The organism is Streptosporangium sp. OZ121, from assembly GCF_051918885.1.
Lineage (GTDB): Bacteria > Actinomycetota > Actinomycetes > Streptosporangiales > Streptosporangiaceae > Streptosporangium.
Genome location: NZ_JBPXMC010000050.1, coordinates 17,676 through 37,991, shown reverse-complemented (window position 1 = coordinate 37,991; position 20,316 = coordinate 17,676). Strand labels below are relative to the sequence as shown.

The window sequence follows — 20,316 nt, the reverse complement described above, 5'->3', positions numbered from 1 at the left end:
GCCGACCTGCGACGGATGGAACGAGCGGGCGTCAAACCCCTGTCCATCCCCGACGGACTCGCCCTGCTCGACGCCGCTCTGCACACCGACCACCCCGTCCTCGTCCCCGCACGATTCACCAAGGCCAGGACCCGCCCGCAGTCCCGTCGTACGCACCCCGCGCAGCCCCTGTCGGAGCGCCTGGCCACGATGGACCCGGAGCAGCTGCACGCCACCCTGGCCGATCTCGTCGCGGACCGGGTGGCGGCGGTGCTCGGGTTCGCCGACGGGTCGGCGATCGAACCGCGGCGCCAGTTCCAGGAGCTCGGCTTCGACTCCCTCACCGCGGTCGAGCTGCGCAACCAGCTCAACGCGGCCACCGGCCTGCGGCTGCCGGCCACGCTCATCTTCGACTACCCGAACCCCGGCGCGCTGACCCAGTTCGTCCTGGAGCAGCTCTTCCCGGCGGTGGCCGCGGCCGAGGCGACCCCGGCGCACAGCGACGCCGAGGTGCGCCAGTTCCTGACGACCATCCCCATCTCACGGCTGCGAGAGGCCGGGCTGCTGGACAGCCTGTTCCGCCTGGCCCGCCTCGACGACCGCGACGCGAACAACCCGACCGAGGCCGAGGCGATCGACACCATGGACGCCGACCTCCTGATTCAACTCGCCCTCGAAGGCGGGGGTTCCTAGCCAAGGAAGTGATCATGAATCTGGTAACCAGCTGGACGACGCTCAAAGAATCCGACTCGGCAGATCTCGTCCTCTGCGTCGACTTCACGGGAACCGGCCGCGCCGAGGCCGGCTTCTCCGACCTGGTCGCCCGGATGGACCTCGACGCGACCTTCTGGCACGTCGTCCCACCGGGGCTGGCGCCCGGCTCGGGCGTCGACGGGCCGGACTACCTCGGCTCGTGGCTCACGTCGATCATGGCGAGTGGCCGGACCGTCAGCGCGGTCATGGGCTACTGCGTGGGCGCCGTCTACGCGGGGGAGCTCGTCACCCGGCTCGCCGAGGTGCAGAAGCGGGCACCCGCGCTCATCATCTTCGATCCGGAACCCATCACCCTGGAGAACATCTACTTCCAGTTCGGCAAGGTCTTCGACATCCTCTCCTCGATCCTCACCCCGGAGGACGTCGCCGTGACCCGGGAGGCGATGGACCGGCTGGTCCAGCAGGAGGGGATCACGATCGAGCGCTACGCCGAGCAGCTCTACGGCACCTTCAGCCGGATCGCCCACAACGCCTTCGAGAGGGTGGGGCTCGACGGGGAGTACGCCGAGGAGATGCTCGGCACGTTCAGCGCCTTCCTGTCCTACATGAGCCTGGCCGACCAGTTCGACCCGTGGGGCAACTGGCTGCGGGCCACCGCGGTGAGCTCGTCCACCTCGCACAACGGGCTGAACAAGCTGCGTGACACCGCCACCGGCCCGCTGGTGGCCGAGGAGCTCAGGTTCGAGGAGAGCCACGCGGAGCTTTTCAGATCCGACGAGATCGCCCGGGCCGTTACCAAGGTACTGGAGAGATGACCATGAAGCAGATGCTGGGTGAGCGGGCCACGCGCAAGGAGCAGGCGCTGTGGATGCTCGAAGAGCTCGTCCCCGGGACCGGGGTGAACAACCTGAGCGTGGCCTTCAGCGTGGCGGGGAGGCTGCGACGCCCTCTCGTCCTGGAGGCGATCAACCGCCTGCTGCATCGCCACGAGATCCTGCGAACGGTCTTCCGCGTCGAGGCCGAGGGGATGACGCGGCAGGTCCTGCCGATCGAGGAGATCGACCTGCGGATCGAGGAGGGCGGTGACGGAGCCTCACGGCAGTGGCTGACGGGGTTCCTCGCCCGGCCGTTCCAGCCCGAGGGCGAGCCGCTGGTGCGGGCCGCGGTCATCGAGGAGGCGGAGGGCGAGCTCTACTGCCTGGCGATCCATCACGCGGTCTTCGACGGGCTGTCCGCGGCGCTGCTGCTGAACGAGCTCGTCGCGCTCTACAACACCCTGGCGAGCGGAGGCGTGCCCGAGTCCACGGTCGTCCCGGCCTGGGAGGAACCGGCCGCCGACCCGCGCAGCGCGGGCTTCTGGCGCGACAAGCTGGCCGGGTTCAGCGCCGCCGAGCTGGACCTGTGGTGCGAGAAGCCGGAGGCGTCCGAGACCACGCTCGCGGGCGACATCATCAACTGGGAGCTCTCTCCCGCCGCCCGCAAGGCGGCCAGGCAGATGCAGCGCGAGCTGCGCGCGCCGGAGTCCGTCATCCTCATGGCGGCGTACGGCGTGCTGCTGGCCGCCCACGGCGCGGGCCCCGATCTCACCATCGGCTCGCCCGTCAGCGTCCGCTCGCCCGAGGCCGGCCTGGCCATCGGCTACCACATCAACGTCCTCACCCTGCGCACCCAGATCGACTGGACGCAGAGTTTCCGCACGTACGCGCGCCTGACGCGCCGCACGTTCATGGAGGCCATGGCGCACGCCGACTACCCCGTCGACGACATGATGGAGCTCGTCTCGCGCGACGGCTGGCGCAACAACCTCTTCCGCCACACCTTCAACTACATCCCGGCCGACATCGGCGCCGAGTTCGTCCTGGACGGCATGCGGGCCGAGCAGGTGGTCGTCGAGAACGGCTACAGCAAGTTCGACCTGGAGTTCTTCGTCACCTCCACCCCGGAAGCGATCAAGATCAGGACCGCGTTCTGCGTGGACGTGCTCGACAGGGCCGACGTGGAGCTGCTGCTGGCCCGCTTCGACGAGATGCTCGTCACGCTCGCGGAACAGCCCGACAGGCCGCTCGGCGAGGCGCCCGTCTGGTGCTACCAGGACCGGGCGGCCATCGAGATGGCCAACGCGACGGAACGCAACGTGACGCCCGCGACCGTGCTGGAGATGATCGCCGGGCGAGTGTCGAGCGCGCCCGCCGAGGACACCGCAGCGGTCCTCGACGGCGATCGCCACATCGGCATCCGCCGGCTGTGGGCCGCCGCGGAGGCCACCCGCGACCGGCTGGTGGCGGCCGGGGTCGGCTCGGGCGACGTCGTCGCGCTGCTTGCGCGGCGCGGCCCCGAGCTGGCCGCCGCGGCGATCGGCGTGTGGCTCGCCGGGGCGGCCTACCTGCCGCTCGAACCCGACCACCCCGAGCAGCGCCTCGACTACCAGCTCGGCGACTCCGGCGCCGCGGTGGTCCTCGCCGGAGAGGGGATCCTCGTGCCCGGCGACCGTACCGTCCTGCCCCTCGTGGCGGTCGAGTCGGTGAGGCCGGTGACCGGGAAGGTGCTGCCGTCCAGCCCCGTCGGGCCGGGAGACCGCGCGTACCTGATCTACACCAGCGGCTCCACCGGGCTGCCCAAGGGAACGCTGATCGATCACCGCGCCCTCGCCAACCTGATCGCGCACTTCGCGCACCAGCTGACGGTGGACACCGACGACACCGTGCTGTGGCTGACCACGTTCAGCTTCGACATCTCCGCCCTGGAACTGTTCCTGCCCCTGACGACGGGCGCGCGGCTCGCCGTCGCGCCCGACGACGCCCGCACGCAGGGCGAGCCGCTCGCCGAGGCGCTGCTCCGCCACGACATCTCCATCGTCCAGGCCACGCCGACCACCTGGCGGCTGGTCATCGACCAGGTCGCCGGGCTGCTGGCTGGCCGCCGCGTGCTGTGCGGCGGCGAGCCGATGCCCGCCGTGCTGGCCAGGCAGCTCACCGTGACCGGGTGCGAGCTCTACAACGTGTACGGCCCGACCGAGACCACGATCTGGTCCACCGCGGGCCGGATCGATCCCGCCGGCGACCGCGTCGACGTGGGCGTGCCGATCGCGAACACGAAGGTGTACGTGGCCGACCCCCACGGCCGGCCGCTGCCGGTCGGAACCCGCGGCGAGCTGTGCATCGCGGGCGACGGGCTGGCCATCGGCTACCACGACCGCCCCGAGCTGACCTCGGAGCGGTTCGGCACGCACGCCTGGTACGGACGTTTCTACCGCACCGGCGACCTGGCCCAGTGGACCAGGGACGGCAGGCTGGAGATCCTCGGCAGGCTCGACCGCCAGATCAAGCTGCGCGGCAACAGGATCGAGCTCGCAGAGGTCGAGGGCGTGCTGCTCACCCACCCGGAGGTCCGGGCGGCGGCGGTCGTGGTCGTCGGCGACCCCAGCGCCGACGCGGTCCTGTGGGCGTTCGTGACGGCCCCCGGAAATCCCAAGGTGACCTCGGAACTGTGGGATCACGCCAGCGCGTCGCTTCCCTACTCGGCGACGCCGCAGGAGTACGTCGTCCTGGACTCCTTCCCGATGACCGGCAACGACAAGGTGGACTACCCGGCGCTGCGCCGGCTCGCCACCGAGTTGCGCGGCGTCGCGTCCGGCCCGCAGGAGGCCGACCTCGTGGAGAGCAGCGGCGACGAGCTGACCGACTCGCTGGTCCTGCTGTGGAAGGCGATGCTGAACCGCGCCGACCTGGGCCCGGACAGCAACTTCTTCGCCTTGGGCGGGCACTCGCTGCTGGCCGTCAAGCTCCTCCAGGAGGTCAAGCGGGCGACCCAGATCCGGCTCAAGCTCAAGGACGTCTTCGAGGAGCCGACGCCCGCGGGCCTGGCCCGCAGGCTGCACGCGACCACCACCGGCTGACCTCGCCGGACGCGAGCCGGCCGCGCTCGCCGGACACGAGCCGCACGAGCCGGCCGAACCCGTCAGACACGACACGAAGATTGGGCTCTCGTTGTGATGGAAGAAACCGTGGTCGCCGCGTTGACGATGGAGTCGATGCGCGCGGACATCGCAGACCAGCTGGGCATCGCCCCTTCCGAGGTCGGCGACGACGCCGACCTGGTCAGCCTGGGCCTGGACTCGCTCCGGGCCATGCGGCTGGCCGGGCGCTGGCGGCGCGCGGGAGCCCGTATCGTCTTCGCCGAGCTGGCGGAGGAACTCACGCTCACCGCCTGGTGGTCGCTGGTCCGCTCGCGGCTGTCGCCCGCCGTCCCGGCCGAACGGGGGCGGAGCGTGGACGAGACGGCCGCGTTCCCGCTCACCCCCGTACAGCTGGCCTACTGGATCGGCCGCGCGGACGGCCAGGTCATCGGGGGCGTCGGCTGCCACGCCTACCTTGAATTCGACGGTTTCGGCGTCGACCCGGCGAGGCTGGAACGGGCCGTACGCGCCCTGATCGACCGGCACGGGATGCTGCGCGCGATCTTCCACGACGACGGCACGCAGCAGATCATGGACACCAGCCCGTGGCCGGGCCTGACCGTGAACGACCTGTCGGAACTCGGTGAGGACGCCGCCGAGCGCCTACGGGACCGGCTGTCGCACCGCCGTTTCGACGCCGCCCGCGGCGAGGTCTTCGACGTCCAGCTGTCACTGCTGCCGGGCGCCCGCTCCAGGGTCCACTTCGAGGTGGACTTCCTGGTCGCCGACGTGCTCGGCCTCCAGATCCTGATGAAGGACCTGGCACGTCTCTACCTGGAGCCCGACCGGCCGCCCGCGCCGCTGGCCTGCTCGTTTCCCCGGTATCTCGCGGCGCGCGACGCGGAAAGGTCCCGGGAGCACGCCAGGGACCGGGAGTACTGGCTCGGCCGCCTGCCCGACCTGCCCGGCGCGCCGCAACTGCCGCTCGCGCTCGACCCGGGCCGGGTCACCCGGCCCCGTTTCGTCCGGCGCGAGAGGTGGCTCTCCCTCGCCGCGTGGCGGCGGGTCCAGGAACAGGCACGCGCGCACGGGCTCACCCCGGCCATGGTGCTCGTCGCCGCCTACTGCGAGGTCCTCGCCGCCTGGAGCGGCGATCCGCGCTTCCTCGTCAACGTGCCGCTGTTCGACCGCGACGAGACCGTCCACCCCGACGTGGCCGGCATGGTGGCCGATTTCACCAACCTGATCCTGCTGGCCGCCGACCTGTCCGAGGCGCTGCCGTTCGCGGAGCGCGCCAGGACGCTGCAGGCCCGGTTCCGCGCCGACGCCCGGCACACCGGCTACTCCGGCGTCGAGGTGCTCCGTGACCTCGCCCGCGACGGGGAGCACACGGGAGCGCCGGTCGTCTTCGCCTGCAACCTGGGCACCGAGCTGATCGTCCCCGAGGTCCGCGAGGCGTTCGGCGAGCCGGGATGGATGATCACCCAGACGCCGCAGGTCTGGCTCGACAACCAGATCAACGAGTACGAGCACGGGCTCCACCTGGCGTGGGACGCGGTGGAGGAGCTGTTCGCGCCGGGCGTGCTGGACGCGATGTTCGACGCGTACGGCCGGACGCTGGAGTGGCTGGCGGAAGGCGACTGGTCGGCCCCGGCCCCGGTCGGCCTGCCGATGGAGCAGGAGTTCGTCCGCGAGCAGGTCAACGACACCTCAGGCCCGCTGCCCGAGAGCCTGCTGCACGCGGGCTTCTTCTCCTGGGCCGGGCACGAGCCCGAGCGCACCGCGCTGATCTCGGACGGGAACCGCGTGACCTACGGGGAGCTGGCGGGTCGGGCGTTGGGGGTCGCGGGGTTGTTGCGGGGCTGGGGTGTGGTGCCGGGGGACGCGGTGGGGGTGGTGGTGCCCAAGGGTGTGGACCAGGTGGTGGCGGTGCTGGGGGTGCTGGCCGCGGGCGGTGTGTACGTGCCGGTGGGGGTGGACCAGCCTGCCGCTCGGCGGGAGTCGATCCTGTCTCGTGCCGGGGTGGTGCGGGTGCTGAGCGAGGAGTCGGTGGCCGAAGCGCTCTTGAGTGAGCGGTTGGCGGGTCCGGTGGGGGTGTCGCCGGATGCGGCGGCGTATGTGATCTTCACGTCGGGTTCGACGGGGGTGCCCAAGGGGGTGGAGGTCTCGCACCGGGCGGCGTTGAACACGGTGGTGGATGTGAACGAGCGGCTGGGGGTGGGCTGCGGGGATCGGGTTTTGGCGGTGTCGGCGCTGGATTTCGATCTGTCGGTGTATGACGTGTTCGGCCTGTTGTCGGCAGGTGGCGCGGTGGTGCTGGTCGCCGAGGACGAGCGCAGGGACGCGCAGCGGTGGGCGCAGCTGTGCGTCACGCACGGGGTGACGATCTGGAACAGCGTCCCGACGTTGCTGGAGATGTTGTTGTCGGTGACCGATCGGGTTCCGCCGCGGTTGCGGGTGGCGCTGGTGTCGGGTGACTGGGTGGGGTTGGATCTGCAGGCGCGGCTGGCCACGGGTAGTGGTGGCCGGTGCCGGCTGATCGCGCTGGGTGGTGCGACGGAGGCGGCGATCTGGTCGAACATCTGGGAGGTGGCGCACGTTCCGGCGCACTGGACGTCGGTGCCGTATGGATTCCCGCTGCGTAACCAGAGGTTTCGGGTGGTCGACGGCCGGGGTCGTGATTGCCCGGACTGGGTGGCCGGGGAGTTGTGGATCGGCGGCGCCGGGGTGGCGTTGGGGTATCGGGGTGATGAGGCGACGACGGCGGCGAAGTTCGTGCACTATGGCGGGCAGCGCTGGTATCGCACCGGTGATCTGGGCCGCTACTGGGCCGATGGCACCCTGGAGTTTTTGGGCCGCGCCGATCATCAGGTGAAGATCCGTGGTCATCGGCTGGAGCTGGGCGAGGTCGAGGCGGCCCTGGAGGCCTGCCCGTCGGTGAGTCGGGCGGTGGCGGTCGCGGTGGGTGAGCGGCGTCAGCGCCGGCTGGCGGCGTTCGTCACCCCGGCCGGTGCCGACCCTGACCAGATCCGCGCCTTTTTGACCGACCGCCTTCCCGCCCACGCCATCCCGCCGACCATCACCGCTTTGGACGAGCTCCCCCTCACCCCCAACGGAAAGATCAACAGATCCGCGCTCGTCTCCCTCGCGGAGGACACGTCGGTGATCGAGGCGGGGGAGGCGCCCGCCGGGGCGGCCGAGATCCTGCTCGCCGAGATCTGGGCCGGCCTGCTCGACCTGCCCGAGGTGCACCGCGCGGACAACTTCTTCGCCCTCGGCGGCGACTCGCTGCTCGCCACCCGTATGATCGCGCGGCTGCGGTCGGCGGGTGTCACCGACGCCAGGCTGAGCCTGCTGTTCGACTCGCCGGTGCTCGCCGACTTCGCCGCCACCCTCACCCTGGACGAGACGCTCGTGCCCACCACGGTGCTGGGCGCCGACCTCGAACACCGCCACGATCCGTTCCCGCCGACGGAGGTGCAGCGCGCCTACTGGCTCGGCCGCGCCGAGCACTTCACGCTCGGTGGCGTCGGCTGCCACTTCTACACCGAGTTCGAGGGCGACATCGATCTCGACCGGCTGCAGACCGCGTGGAACCTGCTGATCGAGCGGCATGAGATGCTGCGCGCCGTCTTCGACGAGGGAGGGTTCCAGCGCATCCTGCCCGAGGTGCCGCACTTCACGATCGCCGTGGTCGACAGTGCCGAGCAGCTGCGTGAGCAGATGTCGCACCAGGTGTTCGACCCGTCCACCTGGCCGCTGTTCGACGCGCGGGCCGCGCGGCACGAGGGCCGCGTCCGGCTGGGGGTGAGCTTCGACAACATCATCATCGACGCGTTGAGCACGATGGCCTTCTTCGCCGAACTCGACCTGCTGTACCACGACCCCGCCGCCGTACTCCCGCCGCTGGAGGTGTCGTTCCGCGACTACGTGCTCGGTCTCACTCCCGATCGCGCGGTCTTCGAAGCGGCCAAGGAGTACTGGGGCGGCCGCCTGCCCGAACTGCCCCCCGCGCCGCGGCTGCCGCTGCGCGTCGACCCGGCCATGATCGACCGGCCCAGGTTCGTCCGCCGCGAGGTCAGGATGGACGCCGAACGCTGGCACCGCGTCTCCGAGCTGGCGAGGAAGCACGACCTGACCGCCTCCACAGTGCTGGCGGCCGCCTTCGGCGAGATCCTCTCCGCCTGGAGCGCCCAGCCGGAGCTGACGCTCAACCTCACGCTGTTCGACCGGCGCGAGGTGCACCCCGACATCCACCGCGTCCTCGGTGACTTCACCTCGCTGATGCTCGTCGGCTACCGGTCGGGATCCGGCTGGCTGGAGGGCGCGCGCAGGCTGCAGGAGGAGGTCTGGCGCGGCCTGGAGCACGGCGAGGTCTCGGCCGTGTGGGTGATGCGCGAGCTGGCCAGGCGGGCCGACTCGATCGAGATGACCATGCCCGTGGTGTTCACCAGCATGCTCGGCGTCGCCGACGGCGGCACGTTCGGCCCCTCCTTCGCCGAGCAGGTCTGGGGGGTGTCGCAGACCCCGCAGGTCTGGCTGGACTACCAGGTGGCGGAGGTCGACGGCGAGCTGCTCGTCCGCTGGGACGCGGTGGAGGAGCTGTTCGCGCCGGGCGTGCTGGACGCGATGTTCGACACGCATCTGAGCCTGCTGCGGTGGCTGTCGGAGGGCGACTGGTCGGCCCCGGCCCCCGTCGGCCTGCCGGTGGAGCAGGAACTCGTCCGCCGGCGCGCCAACGACACCGAGGGTTCCCTGCCGGACGGCACCCTGCACGGGGTGTTCTTCACCCGCGCCTTCAGCGAGCCGCACCTGCCCGCGCTGATCTCCGACGCCGTCACGGTCACGTACGGGGAGCTGGCGGATCGGGCGTTGGGGGTCGCGGGGTTGTTGCGGGGCTGGGGTGTGGTGCCGGGGGACGCGGTGGGGGTGGTGGTGCCCAAGGGTGTGGACCAGGTGGTGGCGGTGCTGGGGGTGCTGGCCGCGGGCGGTGTGTACGTGCCGGTGGGGGTGGACCAGCCTGCCGCTCGGCGGGAGTCGATCCTGTCTCGTGCCGGGGTGGTGCGGGTGCTGAGCGAGGAGTCGGTGGCCGAAGCGCTCTTGAGTGAGCGGTTGGCGGGTCCGGTGGGGGTGTCGCCGGATGCGGCGGCGTATGTGATCTTCACGTCGGGTTCGACGGGGGTGCCCAAGGGGGTGGAGGTCTCGCACCGGGCGGCGTTGAACACGGTGGTGGATGTGAACGAGCGGCTGGGGGTGGGCTGCGGGGATCGGGTTTTGGCGGTGTCGGCGCTGGATTTCGATCTGTCGGTGTATGACGTGTTCGGCCTGTTGTCGGCAGGTGGCGCGGTGGTGCTGGTCGCCGAGGACGAGCGCAGGGACGCGCAGCGGTGGGCGCAGCTGTGCGTCACGCACGGGGTGACGATCTGGAACAGCGTCCCGACGTTGCTGGAGATGTTGTTGTCGGTGACCGATCGGGTTCCGCCGCGGTTGCGGGTGGCGCTGGTGTCGGGTGACTGGGTGGGGTTGGATCTGCAGGCGCGGCTGGCCACGGGTAGTGGTGGCCGGTGCCGGCTGATCGCGCTGGGTGGTGCGACGGAGGCGGCGATCTGGTCGAACATCTGGGAGGTGGCGCACGTTCCGGCGCACTGGACGTCGGTGCCGTATGGATTCCCGCTGCGTAACCAGAGGTTTCGGGTGGTCGACGGCCGGGGTCGTGATTGCCCGGACTGGGTGGCCGGGGAGTTGTGGATCGGCGGCGCCGGGGTGGCGTTGGGGTATCGGGGTGATGAGGCGACGACGGCGGCGAAGTTCGTGCACTATGGCGGGCAGCGCTGGTATCGCACCGGTGATCTGGGCCGCTACTGGGCCGATGGCACCCTGGAGTTTTTGGGCCGCGCCGATCATCAGGTGAAGATCCGTGGTCATCGGCTGGAGCTGGGCGAGGTCGAGGCGGCCCTGGAGGCCTGCCCGTCGGTGAGTCGGGCGGTGGCGGTCGCGGTGGGTGAGCGGCGTCAGCGCCGGCTGGCGGCGTTCGTCACCCCGGCCGGTGCCGACCCTGACCAGATCCGCGCCTTTTTGACCGACCGCCTTCCCGCCCACGCCATCCCGCCGACCATCACCGCTTTGGACGAGCTCCCCCTCACCCCCAACGGAAAGATCAACAGATCCGCGCTCACCACCACCCTCGAACCCCCACCCGACGACGATCCGCCGCGACCGGGAACGGAACAGCGGCTCGCCGAGCTCTGGGCGGAACTCCTGGAGATCCCGGCCCCGGGCCGCAACCAGAGCTTCTTCACCCTGGGAGGCGACTCGCTGCTCGCCACCCGCTTCGCAGAGGTGGCCAGGCGGCGGCTCGGCGTGGAGGTGACCCTGCGGCGCTTCTTCGCCGCCCCCACCATCGCGGACTGCGCCCTGTCCATCGACGACGACCATGACACGGAAGAGGGCGTGCTGTGACCCAGGCCCAGGCACCTGCCGTACGCGGACTGATCGCCGACATGGAGTCGGCGGGGATCAGATTGTGGGAGGAGGAGGGGCAGCTCAGGTTCCGCGCCCCCAAGGGGGCGCTGACCGAGGACCGGCGCGCGGTCCTGCTGAACGCCAAACCGGAGATCATCGAGCAGCTGCGCCGCGAGACCGCGTCGGAGAGCGTACGGCCGGAGCCGGAACGGCGCCTGGACCCCTTCCCGCTCACCGACGTCCAGCAGGCCTACCTGGTCGGCCGCAACGACGCGTTCGGCTACGGCGGCGTCGCCTGCCACGGCTACGTCGAGGTCGCCTTCGCCGAGCTCGACGCGGACCGCGTCCAGGACGCCTGGCGGACCCTGATCGGCCGCCACGACATGCTCCGCGCCGTGATCCATGCCGACGGCCACCAGAACGTCCAGGCCGAGGTCCCCGACTACGACATCCGGGTGGCCGACCTTCGCGGCACCGACCCCGAGGAGAGCCTCGCCGCGATCCGAGAGGAGATGGCGCACAAGGTCTACCCGCCGGGAGCCTGGCCGCTGTTCGAGCTGCGGATCACCCACACCGACGGCGCGGCCCTGCTGCACGCCTCGATCGACCTGCTCATCGCCGACTACGTCAGCATCCAGCTGCTGCTCGCCGAGCTGCACCTGTTGCTCGACGACCCGGACACCGTCCTGCCGCCGGTGCCGCTGAGCTTTCGCGACTGCGTGCTCGGCCTGCGCTCCCAGCGCGAGAGCAGCCGGTACGACCGGGACCGCGCCTACTGGTGGGCCAGGATCGACGACCTGCCCCCCGCCCCCGAACTGCCCGCGCTCGGCCAGGACGCGGGCGCCAGGTTCACCCGCTGGGAGGCCACGCTGGAGCCGCGCGAATGGGCGCTGCTCCGGACCCGCGCGAGCGCGGCGGGCATCACCCCCTCGCAGGCCGTCCTGGCCGCCTACGCCGAGGTCATCGGGCGATGGAGCCGCAGGCCCAGGTTCACGCTCAACCTGACGCTGCTCGACCGCCCGCCGCTGCACCCGCAGATCGACGAGGTCGTGGGCGACTTCACCTCGCTCAACCTCCTCGCCGTCGACACCGCGCCGGACGCCTCGTTCGCCGCCCGCGCCACCGCCATCGGCGAGCAGCTCTTCACCGACCTGGAACACCGCCGCTGCGGCGGCATGGAGGTGATCCGCGAGCTGGCCCGCAAGCGGGGCAGGGCCGCCGCCCTGATGCCCGTGGTGTTCACCAGCGCCATCGGCATCGGCCAGGACGAGGCCGAGCACGGCATGCCGGTGTACGGCATCAGCCAGACCCCCCAGGTGTGGGTCGACTGCCAGGTCAAGGAGTACGGCGGAGCGCTGCTGATCAACTGGGACGTCCGTGAGGGAGTGTTCCCGGACGGTCTCGTCGACGACATGTTCGCCGCGTTCACCGACCTCCTCGGCCGCCTGACCGAGGAGGAGACCTGGGCGTCCGCGTCTCCCGTCGAGCTGCCCGACATCCAGACGCGCCGCCGCGACCACGTCAACGACACCGTCGCGCCGCTCCCGTACGGCCTGCTGCACGACGAGGTCGTGGCCCAGGCGGGGCGCACCCCCGAACGGGTCGCCGTCGTCGGCGACCGCTCGCTGACCTACGGCGAGCTGCTGGCACGGGCGTCGGGGGTCTCGCGGGCGTTGCGCGAGGCGGGGCACGCACCGGGCGAGATCGTCGCCGTGGTGATGGACAAGGGCGTCGAGCAGGTCGTGGCGGTGCTGGGCACGCTGCTGGCCGGCGGCGTGTACCTCCCGGTCGACACCGGCCAGCCGCCGGGCAGGCGCGACCGCATCCTCGCCGACGCCTCGGCGCGGCTGGTGCTCACCCAGTCCTGGCGGGCCGAGGACGGCTGGATCGCGGTCGACACCCTGCCGCCCGCGCCCCCGGGCCCGGTGATCGAGCGGCATCCGGACGAGCCCGCCTACGTCATCTACACCTCCGGTTCGACCGGGACGCCCAAGGGCGTGGTGATCAGCCACCGGGCGGCGCGCAACACCGTCGACGACATCGGCGCCCGCTTCGGCGTCGGCGCCGAGGACCGGGTGCTCGGCCTGGCCAACCTCGGCTTCGACCTGTCGGTCTACGACATCTTCGGTCCCCTCGCCACCGGCGCCGCCCTGGTGCTGCCCGACGCCCTGCGCCGGGGAGACCCCTCCCACTGGGCCGCGCTCGTCGCCGAGCACGGGGTCACGGTCTGGAACTCGGTGCCCGCGCAGCTGCAGATGCTGGAGCACTATCTGGAAGCGGAATCCCAGGTGGAGCTGCCCTCGCTGCGGCTCGCCCTGCTCTCCGGCGACTGGATCCCGGTGGCGCTGCCCGGCCGGATCCGCCGGCGGCTGCCCGGCCTGGAACTGGTCAGCCTGGGCGGGGCGACCGAGGCCGCGATCTGGTCGATCTACCATCCCATCGGCGCGGACCTGCCCGGCTGGGCCAGCATCCCCTACGGCAGGCCGCTGGCCAACCAGAGCTTCCACGTCTACGACGCGAGCATGCGGCCGAGCCCCGACTGGGTGCCCGGAGAGCTGTACATCGGCGGCGCCGGTGTGGCGCTGGGCTATCTCGGAGACGAGGCCAAGACCGCCGAGCGGTTCGTCCACCATCGCGGCGAGCGCCTCTACCGCACCGGCGACCTCGGCCGGTACCGGCCGGACGGGAACATCGAGTTCCTCGGCAGGGAGGACTCCCAGGTCAAGATCCGGGGTCACCGCATCGAGCTGGCCGAGGTCGAGACCCAGCTGCAGGCCCACCCGGCCGTCGCCGCCGGCACCGTGATCGTCGACGGCGACCGCGCGCTCGACCGGCGGCTGATCGCCTTCGCGCAGGCCGCGCACAAACAGCAGGCCGCGCGGAATCGGGAGGAGGACGCCGTACCGGACGTCGGCGCGGCGGCGAGGGACGCGGCGGACGCGGCGACCGCGGGCGTCGACCTGCCACGGGTGATCGCGGTGGCCGAGACGCTCGACGAGATCGCGCTCGCGTCGATGGCGGCCGCGCTGCGCGCCTCGGGGCTGTTCGCCCGCGACGACGACGGGCACGAGGCGGCCGAGATCCTGGAGACCGCGCGGGTCGGGCCCGACCACCACCGGCTGGTCCGCCGCTGGCTCACCGCGTTGTGCGAGCACGGCCTGCTCGACCTCGACCCGGCGGGCCGGTACCGGAACCTGCGTACCGGCGCCGACCTGGACGCGCTCTGGCGCCGGGTCGGCGAGCTGGCGGACGGGCTCGACTACGGCGCCGAGCTGATCGGCTTCCTGCGCGTCAGCACCACGCACCTGCCCGAGCTGATGCGCGGCGAGCTCGACGCACGCGACCTGCTCTTCCCCGAAGCGGGGGTGGAGACGGCCGAGGGCGCCTACAAGGACAACGTCCTCAGCCGCTACGTCAACCGCGTCGTCCGGGCCGTGATCGGCCGCGTGGCGGAGGAGCACACCGGCGGGCCGCTGCGCGTGCTGGAGGCCGGCGCGGGCGTGGGCGGCACCAGCGCCGAGCTCATCCCCGAACTGGCCGGTCACCGGGTCGACTACCTCTTCACCGACCTGTCCAGGTTCTTCCTCACCCGGGCGGCCGAGCGGTTCGCCGACCACCCCTGGGTGCGCTACGGCCTGTTCGACATCAACGCCGGCTACCGCGACCAGGGCTACGAGCCCAACTCCTTCGAGGTCATCCTCTGCGCCAACGTCCTGCACAACGCCCACGACGCGGGCGTGGTCCTGGACAGGTTCCGCGAGCTGCTCGTGCCGGGCGGCTGGCTGGTGTTCATCGAGACCACCCGGGAGCACGTGCAGATCATGAGCTCGATGGAGTTCCTGATGAGCCCGCGCGACTACGACGACGTGCGGCGCGGACGCGACCGCACGTTCATCACCCGCGAGGAGTGGCTCGGACTGCTGGCCGCGGCCGGGGCGGAGACCCTGGCCTGCCTGCCCGAGTCCGCCGACCCGCTGGCGCCGCTGGGCCAGTGCGTCTTCGCCGCCCGCTTCCCGGCCGACCGCGAGCACATCGACCTCGCCGAGCTGCGGGCCTTCCTGGCCGAACGGCTGCCCGACTACATGATCCCGTCCCACATCCAGGTGGTCGACGAGCTGCCGCTGACCGACAACGGCAAGATCGACAGGACCACGCTGGCCACCCTGCTGCCCCGGGCCGCGGGGGAGGCGGCACCCGCGGGCGAGGAGCCGCGCGACGATCTCGAGCAGCGGCTCGCGGCGCTCTGGGCGGAGCTGCTCGGCCTCCCGCGCGTCGGCCGCGACCAGGACTTCTTCACCCTGGGCGGCGACTCCCTGCTGGTCACCAGGCTGGCCGGGCGGGTCCGCGAGGAACTGCCCGAGGCGGGCAACTTCTACTGGGACAGCCTCGTCCGCCAGCTGGTCAACCAGCCGACCGTCGCCGCGCTGGCCGCCCACCTCCGCCAGGCGCGCGAGGACCGCGACCACGGGCTGACCCGCACGCACGCCAGCTCGCTGGTGCGCCTGTCGGAGGGCGAGGGGACGGCCCGCGTGCTGGTCCACGACGGCACCGGAACCCTCACCCCCTACCGGGCCCTGGCCGCGGAACTCGCCGGCACGCCGGTGTTCGGCCTCGCGATCGACGACGCCGAGCGCTACCTGGAGCTGGACCCCGACACGGCGGCCGAGACGCTGGCCGGATCCTACGCGCGGCTCCTGCTCAAGGAGGGCGTGACGCGCGTGCGCATCGTCGGCTACTGCATGGGCGGGCTGATCGCCACCGAGCTCGCCCGCCAGCTCACCGAGAGCGGCGCGGTCGTCGAGGACCTCACCGTCATCAGCAGCTCGCGGTTCCCCTACCGGATCACCGACGAGCTCATGCTGGAGTACGGTTTCGCCCAGGCGTGCGGCGTCGACCCGGTCCGGCTCGGCTACCCCGGCGGAGACCTGGCCAGGGCGCTGCACGCCGTCCAGGAGGGCTCGCCGGGACAGGTGCGCGAGGGAAGCCTGGCCGCCCTCGCGGACGACCCCGACCCCGGGCTCGCGGAGATCGGCCGCCGCTTCGCCGCGCTCGCCCTGCCCCCGCACCGGGAACGGCTCGCCGCCCTCGCCCGCGAGCTCGGGCAGCCGCCCGAGCGGGTGGAGCTCGCCCACCGGGTGTTCAGGCAGAGCTTCGCGGCCGTCACCCACTACGACCCCGAGCCCTACGCCGGTGACATCACGTTCCTGCGCCAGCGCGGCGTCACCAACGTCGTGCCGACCCTCCAGGACGACATGACCGAGTTCTGGCGGGAACTCTGCCTGGGCCGGCTCACCGTCATCGACGTGGCGGGCGACCACTTCAGCTGTCTCGACCAGGCGCACGCCCCGGGCGTGGCCCGGCTGATCACCGGCGGTTCGGCATGATCGGGATCGTCGGAGGGTACGGCGCGGTCGGCGGTGCGGCGGCGCGGCTGCTCGCCGGCCGTGGCGTCGGTGGCGTCCGTATCGGCGGGCGCGACCTGGAGGCGGCCCGCCGCTTCGTCGGCGAGGAGCTGGACGGCCGCGGCGAGGCCTGGCAGGTGGACGCCTACGACAAGGCCGCCCTGGCCAGGTTCTGCCGGGGCTGCACGGTCGTGGTCAACTGCGCCGGCCCCTCCTACCTGCTGCTCGACCGGGTGGCGCGCGCCGCGTTCCTCGCCGGGGCCGACTACGTGGACGCCGCGGGCGACGGCCCGGCGTTCGCCGGGCTCGCGAGCACGGGCACGGCCGGAGCGACGGCGGTGCTCTCGGCCGGGATGCTGCCCGGCCTCACCGGGCTGCTGCCGCGCCACCTCGCGCGGTTCGCCGGAGCCGGCCCGCACCGGCTCGACGTGTACACCGGCGGCCTCGACCGGCTCACCCCCGCCGCGGCCGGGGACGTCCTGCTCAGCGGCAGGGGAGACCACGGCGAGGCGCTGGCCGCCTGGCGCGGCGGCGCCACGGTCTCGCGGGCGCTGGCCCCGGCGTACGGCGTCGAGCTGCCCTACTTCCACGGACCGGTCACCGCCTATCCCTTCCTCGGCACCGAGGCGGCGCGGGTGGCCGGGGAGCTGGGGCTGGAGGAGGCGCGCTGGTACAACGTCATCACCGGTGACCGCGTCATGGCCGCGATGAGCGCGGCGGTCTCGGCGGCCGACCTGATGCGCGTGGCCGAGCTGGAACTGGCCGGGCGCACCCCGTACTACGTCCTGCTCTTCCAGCTCAGCGGCCCCGGCACCACCCGCACGATGGCGCTGCGGGTGGACGACTCCTACGAGCTCACCGCCGCGGTCGTGGCGCACACGACGGAGGCCGTGCTGCGGGGCGAGGTCGAGGCCGGCCTCCACTACGCCGACGGCGTGCTCGACCCCGCCAGGATGCTGGCCGACCTGGAACCCGTGGCCAAGATCGAGATCTCCGACGACATCCCGAGGATCGACCTGGCCGCGCCGGCGTTCGAGGAGGGCGCGCTGTGAAGCGGGTCGTGGTCTGCGGGACGAAATTCGGCCAGGTCTACCTGTCGGCCCTGGCGGACGGGCCGTTCGAGCTGACGGGCATCCTGGCCCGCGGGGGCGCCCGGTCCGCCGGATACGCCCGGGCGTACGGCGTGCCGCTGCTCACCGACCCCGACCAGGTGCCCGACCTGGCCGACCTGGCCTGCGTCGTCGTGCGTTCCGGGGTCGTCGGGGGAGAGGGCAGCGAGCTGGCCAAGGCGCTCCTGACCCGCGGCGTCCACGTGCTCCAGGAGCACCCGCTGCACGCGGACGAGCTGGCCCGGTGCCTGCGCACCGCGCGGGCCTCGTCGGCGGTTCACCACGTGAACACGCTCTACGTGCACCTGGAGCCGGTGCGCCGGTTCGTCGAGGCCGCCCGCCGGCTGTGCGAGCTCCAGCGGCCCCTCTACGTCGACGCCGCCTGCAGCGTCCACGTCGCCTACGCCCTGTTCGACATCCTCGGCCGCGCGCTCGGCGGGCTGCGGCCGTGGACGTTCGGCCCGGTGGCGCAGGGGACGCCGTTCAGCTGCCTCACCGGCACGATCGGCGGCGTGCCGCTGACCCTGCGGGTGCAGAACCAGATCGCCCCCAACGACCCCGACGCCCACCTGCACCTGCTGCACCGCATCACGCTGGGCACGGAGGGCGGCAACCTCACGCTGGTCAACACGCACGGGCCGATCGTGTGGAGTCCCCGCATGTACGTCGGCCGCGACGCCGACGACCGCTTCGACCTTGAGGAGGACCACCTCCGCCTGCCGAGCGCCACACTCCTCGGACCGGAACAGGCACCGACATTTCAGGAAATCGTCGGATCACTGTGGCCGAGCGGTATCCGGCGCGCGCTGACCGACCTGCGCCAGGCCGCAGAAGAGGCCGTCGATCCGATGCGGCAGGGCCAGTACTACCTGACGCTCAGCCGCCTCTGGCTGGACGCCACCGCGGCGATCGGCCGCCCCGAACTGCTGGTCCAGGACGCCCCCCGCCCCCTTTCCGCAGCGGAGATCTCATGAGCTGGTTCCACTGCTACGACCCCAGGCCGCGGTCGGGACTGCGGCTGTTCTGCTTCCCGCACGCCGGCGGCTCGGCGAACTTCTACCGGTCCTGGCACCACACCCTGCCGCCGGCCGTCGAGGTGCGCGCCGTGCAGTACCCGGGACGCGCCGACCGGCGCGCCGACCCGCTGATCGACGACGCCCACCACATCGCCAAGCTCGTCGCCGACGCGATGGCGCCCCTCCTCGACCGGCCGGTCGCGCTGTTCGGGCACAGCATGGGAGCCCTCATCGCCTACGAGGTGGCGCGCGAGCTGGAGGCGCGCGGCCGGGGCGTGGTGCACCTGTTCGCCTCCGGGCGGCACGCGCCGCACGACCACCGGCCGGGCGACGCCCACACCACCGACGAGGACCTGATCTCCGACCTGGTACGCCTCGGCGGCGTGGAGGAGGAGCACCTGGCGGATCCGGTGATCAGGGAGCTGACGCTGCCGGTGGTCCGCAACGACTACCGGGTCGACGAGACCTACCGGCACCGTCCGGGTGGCCTGCTGCACTGCCCCGTCACCGCGATGCTCGGCGACGGCGACCCCGAGGTGACCCCGGAACAGGCGGCGCGGTGGAGCGAGCTGACCCGTGACCGGTTCGCCGCCCGCGTGCTGGACGGCGACCACTTCTACCTCGTGCCACGGCGGACGGACGTGGTCGCCCACGTGCTCCGCGCCGTCTCCATGGCCTGGCCCTCCACACCGTAGGGAACGCCTTGACTTCCTCCCCGCGGCTGGAGCCGGGGGATTCCACGCCGGAGGTATTCGATGATGGAACACGAGCTCATGAGGATCCTCACCGGCGGATGGGTGGCGGAGGCGACCTTCGCCGCCGTCCGGCTCGGGGTCGCCGACACGATCGCGGAACGCCGCCTGTACTCCTGTGAGATCGCGGAAACGGTCGGCGCGCACCCCGACGCGCTCGGCCGTCTGCTCCGCCTGCTGGCGGGGGTCGGCCTGGTCGACACCGACGAGGACGGCAGGTACGGCCTCACCCCGATGGGCGCCCTGCTGGGCCGCGACGAGCTGGGCCCGCTCGCCGCGCTCTACGGCGAGGACTACTTCGGCGCCGCGTGGCGAGGGCTGCCGCACACCCTGCGCACCGGCGAGACGGCCTTCGAGCACGTCTTCGGCAGGCCCGTCTTCGCGCACCTGACGGACGATCCCGGCAAGGCCTCCGTCTTCAACGCCGGCATGGCGGCGGGCGCCGCGTTCTTCCGCGAGGTCCCCATGGCGTACGACTTCTCCGGCGCCCGGACCGTGGTGGACCTGGCGGGCGGCACCGGCGCCCTGCTGGGCACCATCCTGCGGGACCACCCGGAGACCGGGGGGATCCTGTTCGACGTGCCCGAGGTCGTCGCGAAGGCGCCCGCGCACCTGGACCGGATGGAGGTGCTGGACAGGTGCGAGCTGGTCGGCGGCGACCTGTTCGAGTCCGTCCCGGAGGGCGGGGACGTCTACCTGCTCTCCCGCATCCTGCACGACTGGGACGACGACCGGTGCGTCCGGCTGCTGCGCAACTGCGCCAGGGCGATGGAGACGGGGGCGGAACTACTGATCATCGAACGCGTCGTCTCCGCCGACAGTCACCTGCCGCTCGCCTACGACCTGCACATGATGGTGATGACCGGCGGGCGGGAGCGGACCGAGGAGGAGTACCGGACGCTGCTGGAGAGCGCGGACCTGCTCCCCGGCAAGCTGGTCGAGCTCCCGCTCGGGATGCGGATGCTCACCGCGACCCGCTGAGCCTTC

Annotated in this window: 9 protein-coding genes; all 9 read left to right on the top strand. The window is 72.0% G+C overall.

Translation table 11 applies throughout. From position 1 onward, the window contains the following. Positions 1–672: beta-ketoacyl reductase (locus ACTOQ1_RS41595; RefSeq protein WP_440073948.1), on the top strand; the 672-nt coding region annotated here is incomplete at its 5' end. A gap of 14 nt (positions 673–686) precedes the next feature. Next, on the top strand, positions 687–1,508 hold the full coding sequence (locus ACTOQ1_RS41590) for a hypothetical protein (RefSeq protein WP_440073947.1): 822 nt from the start codon (positions 687–689) through the stop codon (positions 1,506–1,508). Further along, complete coding sequence (locus ACTOQ1_RS41585) at positions 1,505–4,588, top strand: non-ribosomal peptide synthetase (RefSeq protein WP_440073945.1); 3,084 nt, start codon at positions 1,505–1,507, stop codon at positions 4,586–4,588. The genes ACTOQ1_RS41590 and ACTOQ1_RS41585 overlap by 4 nt, the downstream gene beginning before the upstream one ends. Positions 4,589–4,684: 96 nt before the next feature. Continuing rightward, on the top strand, positions 4,685–11,047 hold the full coding sequence (locus ACTOQ1_RS41580; RefSeq protein ID WP_440073944.1) for an amino acid adenylation domain-containing protein: 6,363 nt from the start codon (positions 4,685–4,687) through the stop codon (positions 11,045–11,047). After that, complete coding sequence (locus ACTOQ1_RS41575) at positions 11,044–16,434, top strand: amino acid adenylation domain-containing protein (RefSeq protein ID WP_440073943.1); 5,391 nt, start codon at positions 11,044–11,046, stop codon at positions 16,432–16,434. The genes ACTOQ1_RS41580 and ACTOQ1_RS41575 overlap by 4 nt, the downstream gene beginning before the upstream one ends. Next, the gene (locus ACTOQ1_RS41570) at positions 16,431–17,504 is read left to right on the top strand and encodes a saccharopine dehydrogenase NADP-binding domain-containing protein (protein WP_440073941.1); all 1,074 of its coding nucleotides are present in this window, start codon (positions 16,431–16,433) and stop codon (positions 17,502–17,504) included. Before ACTOQ1_RS41575 ends, ACTOQ1_RS41570 begins: the two co-directional genes overlap by 4 nt. Beyond that, a complete protein-coding gene (locus ACTOQ1_RS41565; protein WP_440073939.1) occupies positions 17,501–18,535 on the top strand; it encodes a Gfo/Idh/MocA family oxidoreductase in 1,035 nt (344 codons plus the stop codon). Before ACTOQ1_RS41570 ends, ACTOQ1_RS41565 begins: the two co-directional genes overlap by 4 nt. Beyond that, positions 18,532–19,272, top strand: a complete 741-nt coding sequence (locus tag ACTOQ1_RS41560) for a thioesterase II family protein (protein WP_440073938.1) — start codon at positions 18,532–18,534, stop codon at positions 19,270–19,272. Before ACTOQ1_RS41565 ends, ACTOQ1_RS41560 begins: the two co-directional genes overlap by 4 nt. A 78-nt stretch (positions 19,273–19,350) precedes the next feature. Further along, positions 19,351–20,310, top strand: a complete 960-nt coding sequence (locus tag ACTOQ1_RS41555) for a methyltransferase (RefSeq protein ID WP_440073936.1) — start codon at positions 19,351–19,353, stop codon at positions 20,308–20,310. Positions 20,311–20,316: the final 6 nt, after the last annotated feature.